Raw genomic sequence first — 17,853 nt, 5'->3', positions numbered from 1 at the left:
GGCCCTGACCGGCGGGCGCGAGCGGGCCGATCCGGTGTCGGAGGCGCTGTGTAGTCTGGCCCTGTGTCAGATCCGGAACAGCCTACCCTCCTGCTCGTCGACGGCCATTCCCTGGCGTTCCGGGCGTTCTACGCGCTCCCGGTCGACAGCTTCCAGACCCGCGAGGGCCAGCACACGAACGCCATCCACGGCTTCCTCTCGATGCTGATCCTGCTGCTGAAGAACGAGAAGCCGACCCACCTCGGCGTCGCGTTCGACATCTCCCGCTACTCGTTCCGCACGCGCGAGTACCCGGAGTACAAGGGCACCCGCGGCGAGACGCCGCCCGAGTTCAAGGGCCAGGTCCCCCTCCTCGAGGAGGCGCTGCACGCCATGAACATCCGGACCGTCTCGAAGGAGGACTTCGAGGCCGACGACATCCTCGCGACGCTCGCGCGCCAGGGGGCCGAGGCCGGCTTCCGCGTGCTGGTCGTCTCGGGCGATCGCGACACCATCCAGCTGGTGACCCCGGACGTCACCCTGCTCTACCCCTCCACCCAGGGCGTCTCGCAGCTCACCCGCTACGACCGCGACAAGGTGTTCGAGAAGTACGGCGTCGAGCCGCACCAGTACCCCGAGATCGCCGCCCTCGTCGGCGAGACCAGCGACAACCTGCCCGGCGTCGACAAGGTCGGCCCCAAGACGGCCGCGAAGTGGGTCAACCAGTACGGCACGGTCGCCGACATCATCGCCCACGCCGACGAGATCAAGGGCGTGGTCGGCGAGAAGCTACGCGAGCAGAAGGAGAACGCGCTCCGCAACCGCCGCCTCAACCGGCTGGTGACGGACGTCGAGCTCCCCCTCGGGCCGCACGATCTGACGCGCCGTCCGATCGATCCCGACGCGGTCCGCGAGATCTTCAGCCGCCTCGAGTTCAAGACCCTGCAGGAGCGGGTCCTCACGATCGCCGCGGAGGAGGGCGTCGACGGCGCTGCCGCGGCCCTGGCGGGCGACGTGGTCACGACCTCCGCACCCGCCGTCCGCACCCTGGTCGACGAGGAGCTCGCGCACTGGCTCGACCGCGTGTCGGCGAAGGGCACCGCGCCGGTCGCCGTGCAGGTCCTGCTCGGAGCCGGCGGGCTCGAGGGTGTGGGCCTCGCGGTCGAGAAGGAGACGGCGTTCGTCCCGTGGGCCGCCGAGCGGCCCGACTACACCGCGCTCGAGCAGTGGCTGGCCGGGCCCGCCCCCAAGTACTTCGCCGACGCGAAGCCCCAGATCAAGGCGCTGCGGAGGGCCGGACTCCCCGTCGCGGGGCTCGCGTTCGACACCCGCGTCGCCTCCTGGCTGGTGCAGCCCACCGGGCATCCGGCCACGCTCGCGGCGCAGGTCGCGCAGCACCTCGACGAGACCATGGCGCAGGGCGACCCGAACCAGCTGGTCCCCACCGTCGAGCCGATGGGGCCCGCCACCGAGGCCTGGTACGCGTACCGGCTCGTCGCTCCGCTGCGCGAGCGGCTGGGCGAGGGGATGCTCTCGGTGCTCGTCGACATCGAGCTGCCGATCGTCCAGGTCCTCGCGACGATGGAGCTCACCGGCGTCGCGATCGACGCCGACGTGCTGGCGCGCCTCCGCGCCGAGCTGACCGTCTCGGCCGCCGACCTCGCGAGCCGCGCGTTCGCCGAGATCGGCCACGAGATGAACCTCGGCTCGCCCAAGCAGCTGCAGCAGGTCCTCTTCGAGGAGCTCGACATGCCGCGCACCCGGGCCACGAAGACGGGCTACACCACCGACGCCTCCGCCCTCGCCGACCTGCAGGAGTCCCACCCGCACCCGTTCCTCGGGCTGCTCCTCGAGCACCGCGACGCGACCAAGCTCAAGCAGATCATCGAGACGCTCGAGAAGTCGGTCACCGCCGACGGCCGGATCCACACCAGCTACGACCAGACCGGCACGGCCACCGGCCGGATCTCCTCCAACGACCCGAACCTGCAGAACATCCCCGTCCGCAGCGAGGTGGGCCGCCGCATCCGCACCGCCTTCGTCCACGGAGCGGACGCGAGCACCCTCCTCACCGCCGACTACTCGCAGATCGAGATGCGGATCATGGCGCACCTCTCCGGCGACGCCGGGCTGATCGAGGCCTTCCACTCCGGCGAGGACCTGCACCGCTTCGTCGGGTCGCGGATCTTCGGCGTCGATCCGGGCGACGTCACCTCGGCCATGCGCAACAAGGTCAAGGCGATGTCGTACGGCCTCGCCTACGGCCTGAGCGCCTTCGGCCTGTCGAAGCAGCTGCGCATCTCGAGCGCCGAGGCCAAGCAGCTGATGACCGACTACTTCGTCCGCTTCGGCGCGGTGCGCGACTACCTCCGCAGCGTCGTCGAGCAGGCCCGCGAGACCGGCTACACCGAGACGATCTTCGGTCGCCGGCGTCCGTTCCCCGACCTGCAGAGCGCGAACCGCGTCCTCCGCGACAACGCCGAGAGGGCGGCACTCAACTCGCCGATCCAGGGCTCGGCCGCCGACATCATGAAGCGCGCGATGATCGGCGTGCAGGCCGACCTCGACGAGCAGGGGCTCGGCTCTCGGATGCTCCTCCAGGTGCACGACGAGCTGATCTTCGACGTCGCCCCCGGCGAGGAGGAGCCGCTCGAGGCGATCGTCCGCGGCCGGATGGCGGGTGCCGCCGACCTGAGCGTCCCGCTCGAGGTGCAGGTGGGCCACGGGTCCGACTGGGACGTCGCCGCGCACTGAGCCGGCCGCAGGGCCTGGCTAGGCTCGGAGGCATGAGCACCGACACCCCCCGCGAGCCCACCGCCGTCGACGCCGTCGCCGAGCGCTGGGTCGACACGCTCGTCGACCTCGACCCCACCCTCGGCACCGCGATCGGACGCAGCGGCGCGAACGGCCGTCTGGGCGACTACTCGCCGGCCGGTCTCGAGCAGGCCCGGGCGGCGACCGCCTCGGCCCTCGCCGAGCTCGAGGCCGCCGACCCCGTGGACGACGTCGACCGCGTCACGGTCGCCGACCTCGGCGCCGAGCTCCGGCTCTCCCTGGAGGGGCACGACGCCGGTCTGCCGCTGCGGGACCTCAACGTGATCGCGTCCCCGGCGCAGGAGCTGCGCGACGTCTTCGACCTGATGCCGACGGACGAGGTCGCCGACTGGGAGGCGGTCGCCGAGCGGCTGCTGGCCGTGCCGGCCGCCCTCGAGGGCTACGCGGAGACCCTGCGCGAGGGGATCCGCACCGGCGTGGTCCCCGCCCGCCGCCAGGTCGAGCTCGTCGCCGAGCAGGCGCGGAAGATCGCCGCTCCCCGCGGGTTCTTCGCCGAGCTGGCCGCGGAGGCCGCTCCCGCCGCCGGATCCCTGCCCGCGTCGCTCGCTCAGCGGCTGGAGGACGGCGCCCGCCGTGCCTCGGCCGCCTACGGGTCGCTCGCGCAGTTCCTCCGGGGCGAGCTCGCCCCCGCCGCGACCGAGCAGGACGCCGTCGGCCGGGAGCTGTACGCGCTGCACTCCCGCCGCTTCCTCGGCGCTGTCGTCGACCTCGACGAGACCTACGAGTGGGGGATCGAGGAGCTGGCCCGCATGACGTCCGAGCAGGAGGCGATCGCGCGCGAGATCCTGCCCGGCGCCTCCGTCGCCGAGGCGATCGCCCACCTCGAGGCGGACCCGGCCCGCACTCTGCACGGCGTCGACGCTCTGCAGGCGTGGATGCAGGAGACCAGCGACCGCTCCGTCCGCGAGCTCGCCGGCACCGCCTTCGACATCCCGGAGGAGGTGCGCCGCCTCGAGTGCAGGATCGCGCCGACCCAGGAGGGCGGCATCTACTACACCGGTCCGAGCGACGACTTCTCGCGCCCGGGGCGGATGTGGTGGTCGGTCCCGGCCGGAGTCACCGAGTTCGCCACCTGGCGGGAGCTGACCACGGTCTACCACGAGGGCGTCCCGGGCCATCACCTGCAGATCGGCCAGGCCGTCCACAACCGCGCCCGCCTCAACACCTGGCGCCGTCAGCTCGCCGGGACCTCCGGCCACGCCGAGGGCTGGGCGCTCTACGCGGAGCGGCTGATGGAGCGCTTCGGCTACCTCGACGACCCGGCCGACCGCCTGGGCATGCTCGACGGCCAGCGGATGCGCGCGGCGCGCGTCGTGCTGGACATCGGCGTGCACCTCCAGAAGCCGATGCCGGGCTCCGGCACCGTCTGGACCGCCGAGTCGGCCCTCGACTTCATGCGGGCCAACGTGAACATGGACGACGCGTTCGTGCGCTTCGAGGTGAACCGGTACCTCGGCTGGCCGGGGCAGGCTCCGTCCTACAAGATCGGGCAGCGGATCTGGGAGCAGCTGCGCGACGAGGCGGAGGCGCGCGAGGGCGCCGCGTTCTCGCTCGCGGCCTTCCACCGGAGGGCGCTCGACCTCGGCGGCGTCGGTCTCGACACCCTCCGCTCCTCCCTCGCCGGCTGACTCCGGAACCCGCGCCTGGACGGGCGCGGCGAGATTGCCGTGCGCCTCCCGGGGCGTCTAAGCTGGGGTGTCACATCTGTGGCGCCGCCGTGCCCGCGGCGCGCGAGGAAGGCCGGTCCTCCGGCCGGCCGAGCGCGGCTCCCGGGCCGGAGGCACATCCCTCACCACCGCAGTGGTCACCACTCCGCCGAGCCGCGAGGCCCGCAGGCGGCCGCCGCCCGAGACCCATCCATCCTGGAGCATCCCTTAATGACAACCGCAACGACCGACAAGGCAACCAAGCAGGTCGCGATCAACGACATCGGGTCTGCTGAAGACTTTCTTGCCGCGGTCGAAAAGACTCTGAAGTTCTTCAACGACGGAGACCTCATCGAAGGCACCGTCGTGAAGATCGACCGCGACGAGGTCCTCCTCGACGTCGGCTACAAGACCGAGGGCGTCATCCCCTCGCGCGAGCTCTCCATCAAGCACGACGTCGACCCCTCCGAGGTCGTCAACGTGGGCGACAGCGTCGAGGCCCTCGTCCTCCAGAAGGAGGACAAGGAGGGTCGCCTGATCCTGTCCAAGAAGCGTGCGCAGTACGAGCGCGCGTGGGGCGACGTCGAGAAGATCAAGGAGTCGGACGGCGTCGTCACCGGCTCGGTCATCGAGGTCGTCAAGGGCGGTCTCATCGTCGACATCGGCCTCCGCGGCTTCCTCCCGGCCTCGCTCATCGAGCTGCGCCGCGTCCGCGATCTCACGCCGTACCTCGGCCAGGAGATCGAGGCGAAGATCCTCGAGCTCGACAAGAACCGCAACAACGTGGTCCTGTCGCGTCGCGCGCTCCTCGAGCAGACCCAGTCCGAGAGCCGCACCACGTTCCTGAACAACCTGCACAAGGGTCAGGTCCGCAAGGGCGTCGTGTCGTCGATCGTCAACTTCGGTGCGTTCGTCGACCTCGGCGGCGTCGACGGTCTCGTCCACGTCTCCGAGCTCTCCTGGAAGCACATCGAGCACGCCTCCGAGGTCGTCGAGGTGGGCCAGGAGGTCACCGTCGAGATCCTCGAGGTCGACCTCGACCGCGAGCGCGTGTCGCTCTCGCTCAAGGCGACCCAGGAGGACCCGTGGCAGGTCTTCGCCCGCACCCACGCGATCGGACAGGTCGCGCCGGGCAAGGTCACGAAGCTGGTCCCGTTCGGTGCCTTCGTCCGCGTCGCGGACGGCATCGAGGGCCTCGTCCACATCTCCGAGCTGTCGGGCAAGCACGTCGAGCTCGCCGAGCAGGTCGTGTCGGTCGGCGAAGAGGTGTTCGTCAAGGTCATCGACATCGACCTCGACCGTCGCCGCATCTCCCTCTCGCTCAAGCAGGCGAACGAGAACGTCGACCCCGAGGGCACCGAGTTCGACCCGGCGCTCTACGGCATGGCCACGGAGTACGACGACCAGGGGAACTACAAGTACCCCGAGGGCTTCGACCCCGAGACCAACGAGTGGCGCGAGGGCTTCGAGTCGCAGCGCGAGGCCTGGGAGCTGGAGTACGCCGCTGCTCAGGCGCGCTGGGAGGCCCACAAGGCCCAGGTGGCCAAGTCGCAGGAGGAGGCGGCCACCGTCTCCGAGGGCGTCTCGGTCGGCGCCGGCTTCACCAGCGAGTCGACCACCGGCGGCACCCTCGCCGACGACGAGTCGCTCGCCGCGCTCCGCGAGAAGCTGTCCTCGAACAACTGATCGCGAGCACATCGCATCGAACGGCCGGTCCCCTCGGGGGCCGGCCGTCCGGCGTTCCGGGCGACGGCGCTGGGTAGGGTGGCCGGGTGCATCTCGTCGCCCTCACCGGAGGCATCGCCTCGGGCAAGTCCACCGTCGCCCGCCGTCTCGCCGAGCACGGAGCGGTGGTGGTCGACGCCGACGTCCTCGCGCGCGAGGTCGTCGAGCCGGGGGAGCCGGCGCTGGCGGCGATCGCCGAGCGCTTCGGCCCGTCCGTGATCCGCGCGGACGGCGCGCTCGACCGCCCGGCGCTCGGCGCGATCGTCTTCTCGGACGCGGCGGCCCGCGCCGACCTCAATGCGATCACCCATCCGGCGGTGACCCTCCGTTCGCAGCGGCTGTTCGCGGAGGCCGCCGAGGCGGACCCGGCCGCGGTGGTCGTCTACGACGTCCCCCTCCTCGCCGAGGGCCGTGGAGCGGGGGAGTTCGACGAGGTGGTCGTCGTGCACGCGCCGCAGCACCTCCGCATCGAGCGTCTCGTCGCCCTCCGGGGACTGACCGAGGAGGAGGCTCGTGCGCGGGTCTCGTCGCAGGCGAGCGACGAGGAGCGCCTCGCCCTCGCCGACGTCGTGATCGACTCCTCCGGCACGCTGGAGGAGACGCTCGCTCGGACCGACGCGCTGTGGGAGCGTCTCGCCCGCTGACGGTCCGTCCCGGACACCCGCCCTCGTGGCCGAGCGGCCCGGCCGGAGAGCGCACCCCCGTTCGCCGCCAGCGCACGCGCCGTCCGGTGTCGGTGGTCGCGGCTACGCTTCGAACCATGGAGCCAACCCGTGCCGTGCACCCGTTCGAGGTCATCAGCGAGTACAAGCCGAGCGGTGACCAGCCCGGCGCGATCGCCGATCTGAGCGCCCGCATCAACGCCGGCGAGACCGATGTCGTCCTGCTGGGCGCCACCGGGACCGGCAAGTCCGCGACCACGGCCTGGCTCGTCGAGGCCGTGCAGCGCCCCACGCTCGTGCTCGCGCACAACAAGACCCTCGCCGCGCAGCTCGCCAACGAGTTCCGCGAGCTGTTCCCCAACAACGCCGTCGAGTACTTCGTCTCGTACTACGACTACTACCAGCCCGAGGCCTACGTCCCGCAGACCGACACCTTCATCGAGAAGGACAGCTCGGTCAACGCCGAGGTCGAGCGGCTGCGCCACTCCACCACGAACTCGCTCCTGAGCCGCCGCGACGTGATCGTGGTGTCGACCGTCTCGTGCATCTACGGCCTCGGCCAGCCCGAGCAGTACCTCGAGGCGATGGTGGCGCTCCAGGTCGGCCAGCGGGTCGACCGGGACCGCCTCATCCGCAAGTTCGTGTCGATGCAGTACGCGCGCAACGACGTCGACTTCGCCCGCGGCACCTTCCGGGTGCGGGGCGACACGATCGAGATCATCCCGATGTACGAGGAGCTCGCGATCCGGATCGAGATGTTCGGCGACGAGATCGAGGCGCTCTACACGCTCCACCCGCTCACCGGCGACATCGTCCGGAAGCTCGACTCCGTGTCGGTCTTCCCCGGCTCGCACTACGTCGCCAGCCAGGACGTCATGCACCGTGCGATCGACACCATCCAGCAGGAGCTCGAGGTGCGCCTGGCCGACCTCGAGAAGCAGAACAAGCTCCTCGAGGCGCAGCGCCTGCGGATGCGCACGACCTTCGATCTCGAGATGATGCAGCAGATCGGATTCTGCTCCGGCATCGAGAACTACTCCCGCCACATCGACGGCCGCGAGTCGGGCGAGGCCCCGCACTGCCTGCTCGACTACTTCCCGGACGACTTCCTCGTCGTGATCGACGAGTCGCACGTGACGGTGCCGCAGATCGGTGCGATGTACGAGGGCGACGCCTCCCGCAAGCGCACGCTGGTCGAGCACGGCTTCCGCCTGCCCTCGGCGATGGACAACCGGCCCCTGAAGTGGGAGGAGTTCAAGTCTCGCGTCGGCCAGACCGTCTACCTCTCGGCGACTCCGGGCCGCTACGAGATGGGCATCGCCGACGGCATCGTCGAGCAGATCATCCGCCCGACCGGCCTGATCGATCCCGAGATCGTCGTCAAGCCGACGAAGGGCCAGATCGACGACCTGCTCGAGGAGATCAAGCGCCGCACCGAGCGCGACGAGCGCGTGCTCGTCACGACGCTGACGAAGCGCATGGCCGAGGAGCTCACCGACTTCCTCACGGAGGCCGGCGTCCGCGTCCGCTACCTGCACTCCGATGTCGACACCCTGCGCCGCGTCGAGCTCCTCTCGGAGCTGCGGGCGGGCGTGTACGACGTCCTGGTCGGCATCAACCTGCTGCGCGAGGGGCTCGACCTGCCGGAGGTCTCGCTCGTGGCGATCCTCGACGCCGACAAGGAGGGCTTCCTCCGCTCGTCCACGTCGCTCATCCAGACGATCGGCCGTGCGGCGCGCAACGTCTCGGGCGAGGTCCACATGTACGCCGACAAGGTGACGGACTCGATGCGGCTCGCGATCGACGAGACCGACCGCCGACGCGAGAAGCAGGTCGCCTACAACCTCGACCACGGCATCGACCCGACGCCGCTGCGGAAGAAGATCGCCGACATCACCGACGCCCTCGCCCGCGAGGGGGCCGACACCGCCAAGCTGCTCGCCGGGCGCGACGCCAAGAAGAAGAGCCCGACGCCGAACCTGCGCCGTCAGGGTCTCGCCGCGAACGGCGGCAACGACCTCGAGGCGATCATCTCCGACCTCAACGGGCAGATGCTCCAGGCGGCGGGCGAGCTCAAGTTCGAGCTCGCGGCCCGGCTGCGGGACGAGGTCCAGGAGCTCAAGCGCGAGCTCCGCCAGATGGAGAAGGCCGGGCACCTGTCCTGATCGGGGGCGCTGATCCGCAAGGGGAGGGGCCCGCGGATCAGCGCCCAGCGAACGCCACGGGCGATGTCGGTGGCTCCGCATACACTTTCGGAGTGTCGATCCTGAACGCCGTTACGGACCCCTCCTCCACCCCCTCTCCCTCCTTCCACCGCTTCGTCTCCTCGCTCGACGAGTCGTCCTCGAAGCTGGTGGTGAGCGGCGCGCGGGTGCACAACCTGCAGAACGTCGACCTCGAGATCCCGCGCGACTCGATGGTGGTGTTCACCGGTCTCTCGGGCTCGGGCAAGTCCTCCCTGGCCTTCGACACGATCTTCGCGGAGGGCCAGCGGCGCTACGTCGAGTCCCTCTCCGCGTACGCCCGCCAGTTCCTCGGGCAGGTGGACCGGCCGGACGTCGACTTCATCGAGGGCCTCAGCCCCGCGGTCTCGATCGACCAGAAGTCGACGAACCGCAACCCGCGCTCGACCGTCGGCACGATCACCGAGATCTTCGACTACATGCGTCTGCTGTGGGCGCGCATCGGCGTCCCGCACTGCCCCATCTGCAGCGAGCGGATCTCCGCGCAGACCGTGCAGCAGATCGCCGACCAGCTGATGGAGCTCGAGACCGGTACCCGCTACCAGATCCTCAGCCCCGTCGTCTCCCAGAAGAAGGGCGAGTTCGTCGACCTCTTCAAGGAGCTGACCGCGGGCGGCTACTCCCGCGCCATGGTGGACGGGAAGCTCGTCCAGCTGAGCGAGCCGCCGGTGCTCAAGAAGCAGTACAAGCACGACATCTCCGTCGTGGTCGACCGGCTCGTGGCCGGCCCCGACATCCTCGGGCGCCTCACCGACTCGCTCGAGACGGCCCTGCGGCTCACCGACGGCATCGTGCAGATCAACTACGTCGACGGCGAGGGCGACGGCGCCTGGACCACCTACTCCGAGAAGCTGTCCTGCCCCAACAACCACCCGATCTCGCTGACCGAGATCGAGCCGCGGACCTTCTCCTTCAACGCGCCCTTCGGCGCCTGCCCGGAGTGCTCGGGCCTCGGCACGCGCATGTCGGTCGACGACGAGCTGCTGCTCGGCGACCCCGACCTGAGCATCGCCGAGGGCGTCATTGTCCCCTGGACCACCCAGGGCAAGGGCTTGTTCCAGTACTACGAGAAGCTGCTCGACGGCCTCTCCCGCGACCTCGGCTTCACGCTCACCACCCCGTGGAAGCGCCTCAGCACCGAGGTGCAGCAGGCCGTCCTCCACGGCGACAACTTCGAGGTCAAGGTCAAGTGGAAGAACCGCTACGGCCGCGAGATGAGCTACACCTCGGGCTTCGAGGGCGTCGTGCCCTACATCGAGCGCCAGTTCGTCCAGGCCGAGACCGACGTCCAGCGCACCCGCTGGTCCGAGTTCCTCCGCGAGGTGCCCTGCCCCGTGTGCAAGGGCTCCCGCCTGAAGCCGGAGGTGCTCGCCGTGCTCGTGCACGGGGCGAGCATCGCGGACGTGGCCGACCTCAGCCTCGGCGACGCCCAGGACTTCATGAGCCGGCTCGAGCTGACCGACCGCGAGGCGCACATCGCCGCGCAGGTGCTGCGCGAGATCCGCGCGCGCATCGACTTCCTCATCGAGGTCGGGCTCAACTACCTCAACCTCTCGCGCGCCGCCGCCTCCCTGTCGGGCGGCGAGGCGCAGCGCATCCGCCTGGCGACCCAGATCGGCTCCGGGCTGACCGGCGTGCTCTACGTGCTCGACGAGCCGAGCATCGGCCTGCACCAGCGCGACAACCGCCGCCTGATCGACACCCTCATCAAGCTGCGCGATCTGGGCAACACGCTGATCGTGGTCGAGCACGACGAGGACACCATCCGCACCGCCGACTGGATCGTCGACATCGGCCCGGGCGCCGGGGTCAACGGCGGCAAGGTCGTGCACTCCGGCTCCTACGAGTCGCTGCTCGAGAACACCCACTCGCTCACCGGCGACTACGTCTCGGGCCGCAAGGCGATCGAGGTCCCGAAGAAGCGGCGGAAGATCGACCGCAAGCGGATGATCAAGGTCGTCGGGGCGAACGCCAACAACCTCCGCAAGGTCGACGCGGAGTTCCCGCTCGGCACGTTCGTCGCGGTCACCGGGGTCTCCGGCTCCGGCAAGAGCACCCTCGTGAACGACATCCTCTACCGCGTGCTCGCCAACCAGCTCAACGGCGCCCGCAAGGTGCCGGGCAAGCACACGCGCGTCACCGGCCTCGAGAACCTCGACAAGGTCGTGCACGTCGACCAGAACCCGATCGGCCGCACGCCGCGCTCGAACCCCGCCACCTACACGGGCGTGTTCGACCGCATCCGCAACCTCTTCGCCGAGACCACCGAGGCGAAGGCGCGGGGGTACCTGCCCGGACGCTTCAGCTTCAACGTCAAGGGCGGCCGCTGCGAGGCCTGCTCGGGCGACGGCACCATCAAGATCGAGATGAACTTCCTGCCCGACGTCTACGTGGCGTGCGAGGTCTGCGGGGGAGCGCGCTACAACCGCGACACACTGACCGTGCACTACAAGGGCAAGAACATCGCCGAGGTGCTCGACATGCCGATCGCCGAGGCGGCCGACTTCTTCGAGCCCATCACGGCGATCCACCGCTTCCTCCGCACGCTGGTGGAGGTGGGCCTCGGCTACGTCCGCCTCGGCCAGAGCGCGACCACGCTCTCCGGCGGCGAGGCGCAGCGCGTCAAGCTGGCCACCGAGCTCCAGCGCCGCTCCAACGGCCGCAGCGTCTACGTGCTCGACGAGCCGACGACGGGCCTGCACTTCGAGGACGTCCGCAAGCTCCTCCTCGTCCTCAACGGCCTGGTCGACAAGGGCAACACGGTGATCACCATCGAGCACAACCTCGACGTCATCAAGTCCGCCGACTGGCTGATCGACATGGGTCCCGAGGGCGGCGCCGGCGGCGGACAGGTGGTCGCGGTGGGCACCCCCGAGCACGTGGCGAAGGTCGAGGGCAGCCACACCGGCATGTTCCTCGCCGAGATCCTCGGCTGACGCGAGCGAGAGGCATGGCGCAGACAGTCGACTTCCGGCCGAAGCCGGGTGAGATCCCGACCCTCCCCGGCGTGTACCGCTTCACGGACGCCCGGGGGCGGGTGCTCTACGTGGGCAAGGCCAAGAACCTCCGCGCGCGGCTGAGCAACTACTTCGCCCCGCTGCCGAGCCTGCACGAGCGCACCCGGCGGATGGTCACCTCGGCCTCCGGGGTCGAGTGGACCGTCGTCGGCACCGACGTCGAGGCCCTGCAGCTCGAGTTCACCTGGATCAACGAGTTCGATCCCCCCTTCAACGTCAAGTTCCGCGACGACAAGTCCTACCCCTACATGGCGGTGACGCTCGGCGACGAGGCCCCGCGGGTGATGGTCACGCGGAACGCCAAGATCAGGAAGGCCCGCTACTTCGGGCCCTACCCGAAGATCTGGGCGATCCACGAGACGATCGACCTGATGATCAAGGCGTTCCCGATCAGGACCTGCAACGACTCCAACTACAAGCGCGCCATGCAGAGCGGCAAGCCCTGCTTCGCGTCGCAGATCGGCCGCTGCGGCGGGCCCTGCTCCCACCGTGTCACCTTCGCCGAGCACCGCGAGATGGTCGACCGCTTCGTCGCCTTCATGGGCAGCCACGACCGCCGGATGATCGGCGAGCTCGAGAAGGAGATGCGCGAGGCCGCCGCGGCGATGGAGTACGAGCGCGCCGGCAAGCTGCGCGATCAGGCCGCCGCCCTCGACGCGGTCCTCGCCAAGAGCGCGGTCGTGCTCAAGGACAACGTGGACGTCGACCTCTACGCGATCGTCCACGACGAGCTCGCCGCCTCCGTGCAGCAGTTCCGGGTCCGCGGCGGGCGCATCCGCGGCGAGCGGGGCTGGGTCGTCGACAAGGAGCTCGACATGAGCACGGCGGAGCTCGTCGACACGGCCCTCCAGGCCGCCTACGAGACCGGCGACGTCCCGCCCCGGGAGGTCGTCGTGCCGGAGCTGCCCGAGGACACTGAGGCGCTCGAGGAGTGGCTGAGCGGACTGCGCGGCACGAACGTGCGCCTCCGAGCGGCCCAGCGCGGAGACAAGGCCGCCCTCCTCGAGACGGCGACGCAGAACGCGAAGCACTCGCTGATGCTCTACAAGACCCGCCGCTCCGCCGACTTCACCGCTCGGACGCAGGCCCTGGAGGACATCCGCGACGCCCTCGGCATGAGCGAGGCGCCGCTCCGGATGGAGTGCTACGACGTCTCCCATCTCAGCGGCACCAACATCGTCGCCTCGATGGTGGTCTTCGAGGACGGGCTCGCGCGGAAGGACCAGTACCGGCGGTTCTCCATCGCGGAATCGACGGACGACACCGAGTCGCTGCACCAGGTGCTCACCCGCCGCCTCGCCTATCTCCGCGAGCCGGTCGAGCCCGCGGCGGTCGACCCCGAGACCGGCGAGGCCAAGCGGCGCAAGTTCTCGTACCCCCCGCAACTGCTGATCGTCGACGGCGGCCAGCCGCAGGTCGCGGCGGCGCAGCGCGCGCTCGACGAGTCCGGGGTGACCGGCATCACCCTCTGCGGGATCGCCAAGCGCCTCGAGGAGATCTGGCTGCCGGACTCCGACTTCCCCGTCATCCTGCCGCGCAACAGCGATGCGCTCTTCCTCTTCCAGCGCATCCGCGACGAGGCGCACCGCTTCGCGATCACCCACCAGAGGACGCGTCGCAAGCGCGACATCTCGTCGCAGCTGGCCGAGGTGCCCGGGCTCGGAGGCACGCGCGTCCGCGACCTGCTGAAGCACTTCGGATCCGTCGCCCGGCTCCGCGAGGCGGGCGAGGCCGAGATCGCCGAGGTCAAGGGCATCGGCCCGACGCTGGCGGGCGCGATCCACGCGCACCTGCATCCGGACGGGTCCGCCGTCGGGGGCACGCCCTAGGCTGGAGGCCCGCGCTCCGGGGGAGAGCGGCCGGTGCCCGGCACCGAGGACACGAGCAGACACGAGCACGGAGAGCGCATGAGCACGGAGAGCGAGCAGCAGGACGTGCTGATCGTCACGGGGATGTCCGGAGCGGGCCGGTCCACGGCCGCGAACGCGCTGGAGGACCTCGGCTGGTACGTCGTCGACAACCTGCCGCCGCAGATGCTGCGCCCGCTGGTCGACCTGGCGCAGCGTGCGGGGGACACGCTGCCGAAGATCGCGGCGGTCGTCGACGTCCGCGGACGCGACTTCTTCGAGGACCTCGGCGACATCGTCCGCGAGCTGCGCGCCGGGGTCGACCTCCGAGTGGTGTTCCTCGAGGCCACCGACGCCGCGCTCGTCCGTCGCTTCGAGCAGGTGCGCCGTCCGCACCCGCTGCAGGGCCGGGGGACCCTCCTCGACGGCATCTCCGCCGAGCGGACGCGCCTCGCTCAGCTGCGGGAGTCGGCCGACATCGTCATCGACACCTCGGATCTCAACATCCACCAGCTGGCCACCAGCATCACCGAGCGCTTCGCCGAGGCCGGCCGCGCGGGCCTCCAGGTCACGGTGATGAGCTTCGGCTTCAAGTACGGGCTGCCGACGGACGCCGACATGGTGGCCGACGCGCGGTTCCTGCCGAACCCGTACTGGATCCCGGAGCTGCGTCCGCACACGGGTCTCGACGAAGAGGTGAGAGACTACGTGCTGGCCCAGCAGGGCGCCGAGGAGTTCATCGACTCCTACTCCCGGGCCCTGCGCCCCGTGCTCGACGGCTACCAGCGCGAGAACAAGCGCCACGCGACCATCGCGATCGGCTGCACGGGAGGCAAGCACCGCTCCGTCGCGGTCGCGGGCCGTGTCGCCGCCCGTCTGGCCGAGCTGCCGGGCGTCGCCGTCAACGTGGCGCACCGCGACCTCGGCCGAGAATGATCCCCGCGCGCTCAGCCGCGCACCCGACGTAAGGAAGACTCCGTGGCCCTCACCGCAGACGTCAAGGGCGAACTGGTCGCGATCGTCTCGCGCAAGAACACCGTCCGTGCCGCCGAACTGGCGACCATCCTCCGCTTCTCCGGAGGACTGCACATCATCTCCAACCGCCTCGCGGTCGAGGTCGAGCTCGACTCCGCCCCGCTCGCGACCCGCGTGCGCCGCGACCTCGCCGAGCTGTACGGCGTCCGCAGCGAGGGCAGCATCGTCTCGGCCGGCGGATCCCGGAGGACCACGAGCTGGCTGGTGCGCGTCGTCGAGGGCGGGGACACCCTCGCCCGGCAGACCGGCCTCCTCGACCAGCGGGGCCGGCCCGTCCGCGGCCTGCCCAACCGCCTCACGACCGGCTCCCGCGAGGAGCTCGCCGCCCTGTGGCGCGGCGCCTTCCTCGCCCAGGGCTCGCTGACCGACCCGGGCCGCTCCGCGGCGCTCGAGATCATCTGCCCCGGCAACGAGGCGGCCATGGCGATCGTCGGAGCCGCCGGACGCCTGGGAGTCCAGGCCAAGTCCCGCGAGGTGCGCGGCGTCCACCGGGTCGTCATCCGCGACGGCGAGAGCATCAGCGCGATGCTCACCCTGATGGGCGCGACCGCGACCGTCGCGAGCTGGGAGGAGCTGCGCCAGCGCCGCGAGGTGCGGGCGACCGCGAACCGCCTCGTCAACTTCGACGACGCGAACCTCCGCCGCTCCGCCCAGGCCGCCGTCGCGGCGTGCGCCCGCGTCGAGCGCGCGATGGAGATCCTGGGCGACGACATCCCCGAGCACCTCCGCTACGCCGGGCGCCTGCGCCTCGCGCACCGCGACGCGAGCCTCGACGAGCTCGGCCACCACGCCGATCCGCCGATGACGAAGGACGCCGTCGCCGGCCGCATCCGCCGCCTCCTCGCGATGGCCGACAAGCGCGCGTCCGACCTCGACATCCCGGGCACCGACGCGAACCTCCCGGCCGAGCTGCAGGACCTGTAGGCCCGGCCGCACGGCGCGCCCCGCCCGGCGAACGCTGAGTGTCTCCTGGTCGAACAACGCAAGCCCTCCGAACGCGGTGGGGCCCCCTCGCTAGACTGATCGGGTCGCTCAGGACACTCCCGGCCCTCCTCCTCCGCCTCGCGGAGGACGCCGAGACGCCGGCGGGTCGCACGGGAGCGACGACCACGAACAGGAGATCGCACATGGCTGACTACACGCTCGCCGAACTGCCCTACGACTACTCGGCCCTCGAGCCGAACATCAGTGGGCGGATCATGGAGCTCCACCACGACAAGCACCACGCGACGTACGTGGCCGGGGCGAACACCGCCCTCGCCTCGCTGCAGGAGGCTCGCGACAGCGAGAACCTCGCGAACGTGAACAAGCTCCAGAAGGACCTCGCCTTCAACCTCGCCGGTCACGTGAACCACACCGTGTTCTGGAACAACCTCTCGCCGGACGGCGGCGACAAGCCCGTCGGCGAGCTCGCCGCGGCCATCGACGACAACTTCGGGTCGTTCGACAAGTTCCGCGCCCACTTCACCGCCTCGGCCCTCGGCATCCAGGGCTCCGGCTGGTCGATCCTCGCCTGGGACTCGCTCGGCGAGAAGCTCATCATCGAGCAGCTCTACGACCACCAGGGCAACCTCGCCGCGGCGACCGTCCCGGTCCTCCTCCTCGACATGTGGGAGCACGCCTTCTACCTCGACTACGTCAACGTGAAGGCCGACTACGTCAAGGCGTTCTGGAACATCGTGAACTGGGCCGACGTCTCCGCGCGCTTCGAGAAGGCCCGCGAGAAGACTTCGGGCCTGCTGCTACTGTCGTAGCGATCTCGGCGTCCCGGGCCCCGCGTCCGGGACGCCCTGTCGTCGGCTTCCACCCCTCCACTGCACCGTCGAGGTGCCTTTCCTCACCAGGAGATATCTGTGTCCGTCAAGATCGGCATCAACGGCTTCGGCCGTATCGGCCGTAACTTCTTCCGTGCAGCCCTCGCCAAGGGCAGCGACCTCGAGATCGTCGCGGTCAACGACCTCACCGACAACAAGGCCCTCGCGCACCTCCTGAAGTACGACTCCATCACGGGACGCCTCGACGCGACCGTCGAGCTCGACGGCGACCGCATCGTCGTCAACGGCAAGCCGATCATCGTCCTCGAGGAGCGCGACCCCGCGAACCTCCCCTGGGGCGAGCTGGGAGTCGACGTCGTCATCGAGTCGACCGGCCGCTTCACCAAGTCGGAGGACGCGCGCAAGCACATCACCGCGGGTGCCAAGAAGGTCATCGTCTCCGCTCCCGCCACGGGCAGCGACGTCGCGACCCTGGTCCTCGGCGTGAACGAGAACACCTACGACCCCGCGACGCACGACATCATCTCGAACGCGTCCTGCACCACGAACTGCCTCGCGCCGCTCGCCAAGGTGCTGCTCGACAACTTCGGCATCGAGCGCGGCCTGATGACCACGGTCCACGCGTACACCGCCGACCAGAACCTCCAGGACGGCCCGCACAGCGACCTGCGTCGCGCCCGCGCCGCCGCCGTCAACATCATCCCGACCTCGACCGGTGCCGCCAAGGCGCTCGGCCTGGTCATCCCGGAGCTCGTCGGCAAGCTCGACGGCTACGCCCTCCGCGTCCCGGTCCCGACCGGCTCGATCACCGACCTCACCGTCGAGCTGACGAAGCCCGCCACCGTCGAGGAGATCAACGCGGCGTACAAGGCGGCCTCCGAGGGAGACCTCAAGGGCATCCTCAAGTACACCGAGGACCCGATCGTCTCGAGCGACATCGTGACCGACCCGCACTCGTCGATCTTCGACGCGGGCCTCACGAAGGTCATCGGCAGCCAGGTCAAGGTCGCCTCCTGGTACGACAACGAGTGGGGCTACTCCAACCGCCTCGTCGACGTCACCGAGTTCGTCGCCGGCAAGCTCTAAGGG

General features: G+C 70.2%; 11 protein-coding genes. All 11 read left to right on the top strand.

Annotated elements, in window-relative coordinates:
- The first annotated feature begins 63 nt into the window (after positions 1–63).
- The 11 genes from polA (at position 64) to gap (ending at position 17,850) form a co-directional block, all read left to right on the top strand.
- Complete coding sequence (gene polA, locus C5C50_RS06380) at positions 64–2,733, top strand: DNA polymerase I (protein ID WP_104273125.1); 2,670 nt, start codon at positions 64–66, stop codon at positions 2,731–2,733.
- Between the two features lie 32 nt (positions 2,734–2,765).
- Entirely contained in the window at positions 2,766–4,442 is a 1,677-nt protein-coding gene (locus C5C50_RS06375) for a DUF885 domain-containing protein (RefSeq protein WP_104273124.1), read from the top strand.
- A gap of 249 nt (positions 4,443–4,691) precedes the next feature.
- Positions 4,692–6,146, top strand: a complete 1,455-nt coding sequence (rpsA, locus tag C5C50_RS06370; RefSeq protein WP_104225298.1) for a 30S ribosomal protein S1 — start codon at positions 4,692–4,694, stop codon at positions 6,144–6,146.
- Between the two features lie 86 nt (positions 6,147–6,232).
- A complete protein-coding gene (gene coaE, locus C5C50_RS06365) occupies positions 6,233–6,829 on the top strand; it encodes a dephospho-CoA kinase (RefSeq protein ID WP_104221899.1) in 597 nt (198 codons plus the stop codon).
- Between the two features lie 116 nt (positions 6,830–6,945).
- Entirely contained in the window at positions 6,946–9,012 is a 2,067-nt protein-coding gene (gene uvrB, locus C5C50_RS06360; protein ID WP_104221901.1) for an excinuclease ABC subunit UvrB, read from the top strand.
- Positions 9,013–9,200: 188 nt separating this feature from the next.
- Entirely contained in the window at positions 9,201–12,026 is a 2,826-nt protein-coding gene (gene uvrA / locus C5C50_RS06355; protein ID WP_258067690.1) for an excinuclease ABC subunit UvrA, read from the top strand.
- Between the two features lie 14 nt (positions 12,027–12,040).
- The gene (gene uvrC, locus C5C50_RS06350; RefSeq protein WP_104268633.1) at positions 12,041–13,936 is read left to right on the top strand and encodes an excinuclease ABC subunit UvrC; all 1,896 of its coding nucleotides are present in this window, start codon (positions 12,041–12,043) and stop codon (positions 13,934–13,936) included.
- A 78-nt stretch (positions 13,937–14,014) separates the two neighbouring features.
- Positions 14,015–14,890, top strand: a complete 876-nt coding sequence (gene rapZ / locus C5C50_RS06345) for an RNase adapter RapZ (RefSeq protein WP_097166020.1) — start codon at positions 14,015–14,017, stop codon at positions 14,888–14,890.
- Between the two features lie 42 nt (positions 14,891–14,932).
- Positions 14,933–15,913 (top strand): DNA-binding protein WhiA, encoded by a 981-nt coding sequence (gene whiA, locus C5C50_RS06340; RefSeq protein WP_104221905.1) that lies wholly within the window; start codon positions 14,933–14,935, stop codon positions 15,911–15,913.
- A gap of 203 nt (positions 15,914–16,116) precedes the next feature.
- Positions 16,117–16,743, top strand: a complete 627-nt coding sequence (locus tag C5C50_RS06335; RefSeq protein ID WP_104221907.1) for a superoxide dismutase — start codon at positions 16,117–16,119, stop codon at positions 16,741–16,743.
- A 99-nt stretch (positions 16,744–16,842) separates the two neighbouring features.
- The gene (gene gap / locus C5C50_RS06330; RefSeq protein WP_104221909.1) at positions 16,843–17,850 is read left to right on the top strand and encodes a type I glyceraldehyde-3-phosphate dehydrogenase; all 1,008 of its coding nucleotides are present in this window, start codon (positions 16,843–16,845) and stop codon (positions 17,848–17,850) included.
- The last annotated feature ends 3 nt before the right edge of the window (positions 17,851–17,853 follow it).

The sequence above is a fragment of the Rathayibacter sp. AY1D9 genome, assembly GCF_002932395.1.
Lineage (GTDB): Bacteria > Actinomycetota > Actinomycetes > Actinomycetales > Microbacteriaceae > Rathayibacter.
The sequence above is the reverse complement of the archived record's forward strand: the minus strand, read 5'-3'. Positions and strand labels throughout refer to the sequence as shown.

What these genes read in the sequence shown, in the direction of transcription:
- C5C50_RS06375 (WP_104273124.1), top strand. Translation starts at nt 2,766, where the DNA reads ATGAGCACCGACACCCCCCGCGAGCCCACCGCCGTCGACGCCGTCGCC.
- rpsA (WP_104225298.1), top strand. Translation starts at nt 4,692, where the DNA reads ATGACAACCGCAACGACCGACAAGGCAACCAAGCAGGTCGCGATCAAC.
- uvrB (WP_104221901.1), top strand. Translation starts at nt 6,946, where the DNA reads ATGGAGCCAACCCGTGCCGTGCACCCGTTCGAGGTCATCAGCGAGTAC.
- uvrC (WP_104268633.1), top strand. Translation starts at nt 12,041, where the DNA reads ATGGCGCAGACAGTCGACTTCCGGCCGAAGCCGGGTGAGATCCCGACC.
- rapZ (WP_097166020.1), top strand. Translation starts at nt 14,015, where the DNA reads ATGAGCACGGAGAGCGAGCAGCAGGACGTGCTGATCGTCACGGGGATG.
- C5C50_RS06335 (WP_104221907.1), top strand. Translation starts at nt 16,117, where the DNA reads ATGGCTGACTACACGCTCGCCGAACTGCCCTACGACTACTCGGCCCTC.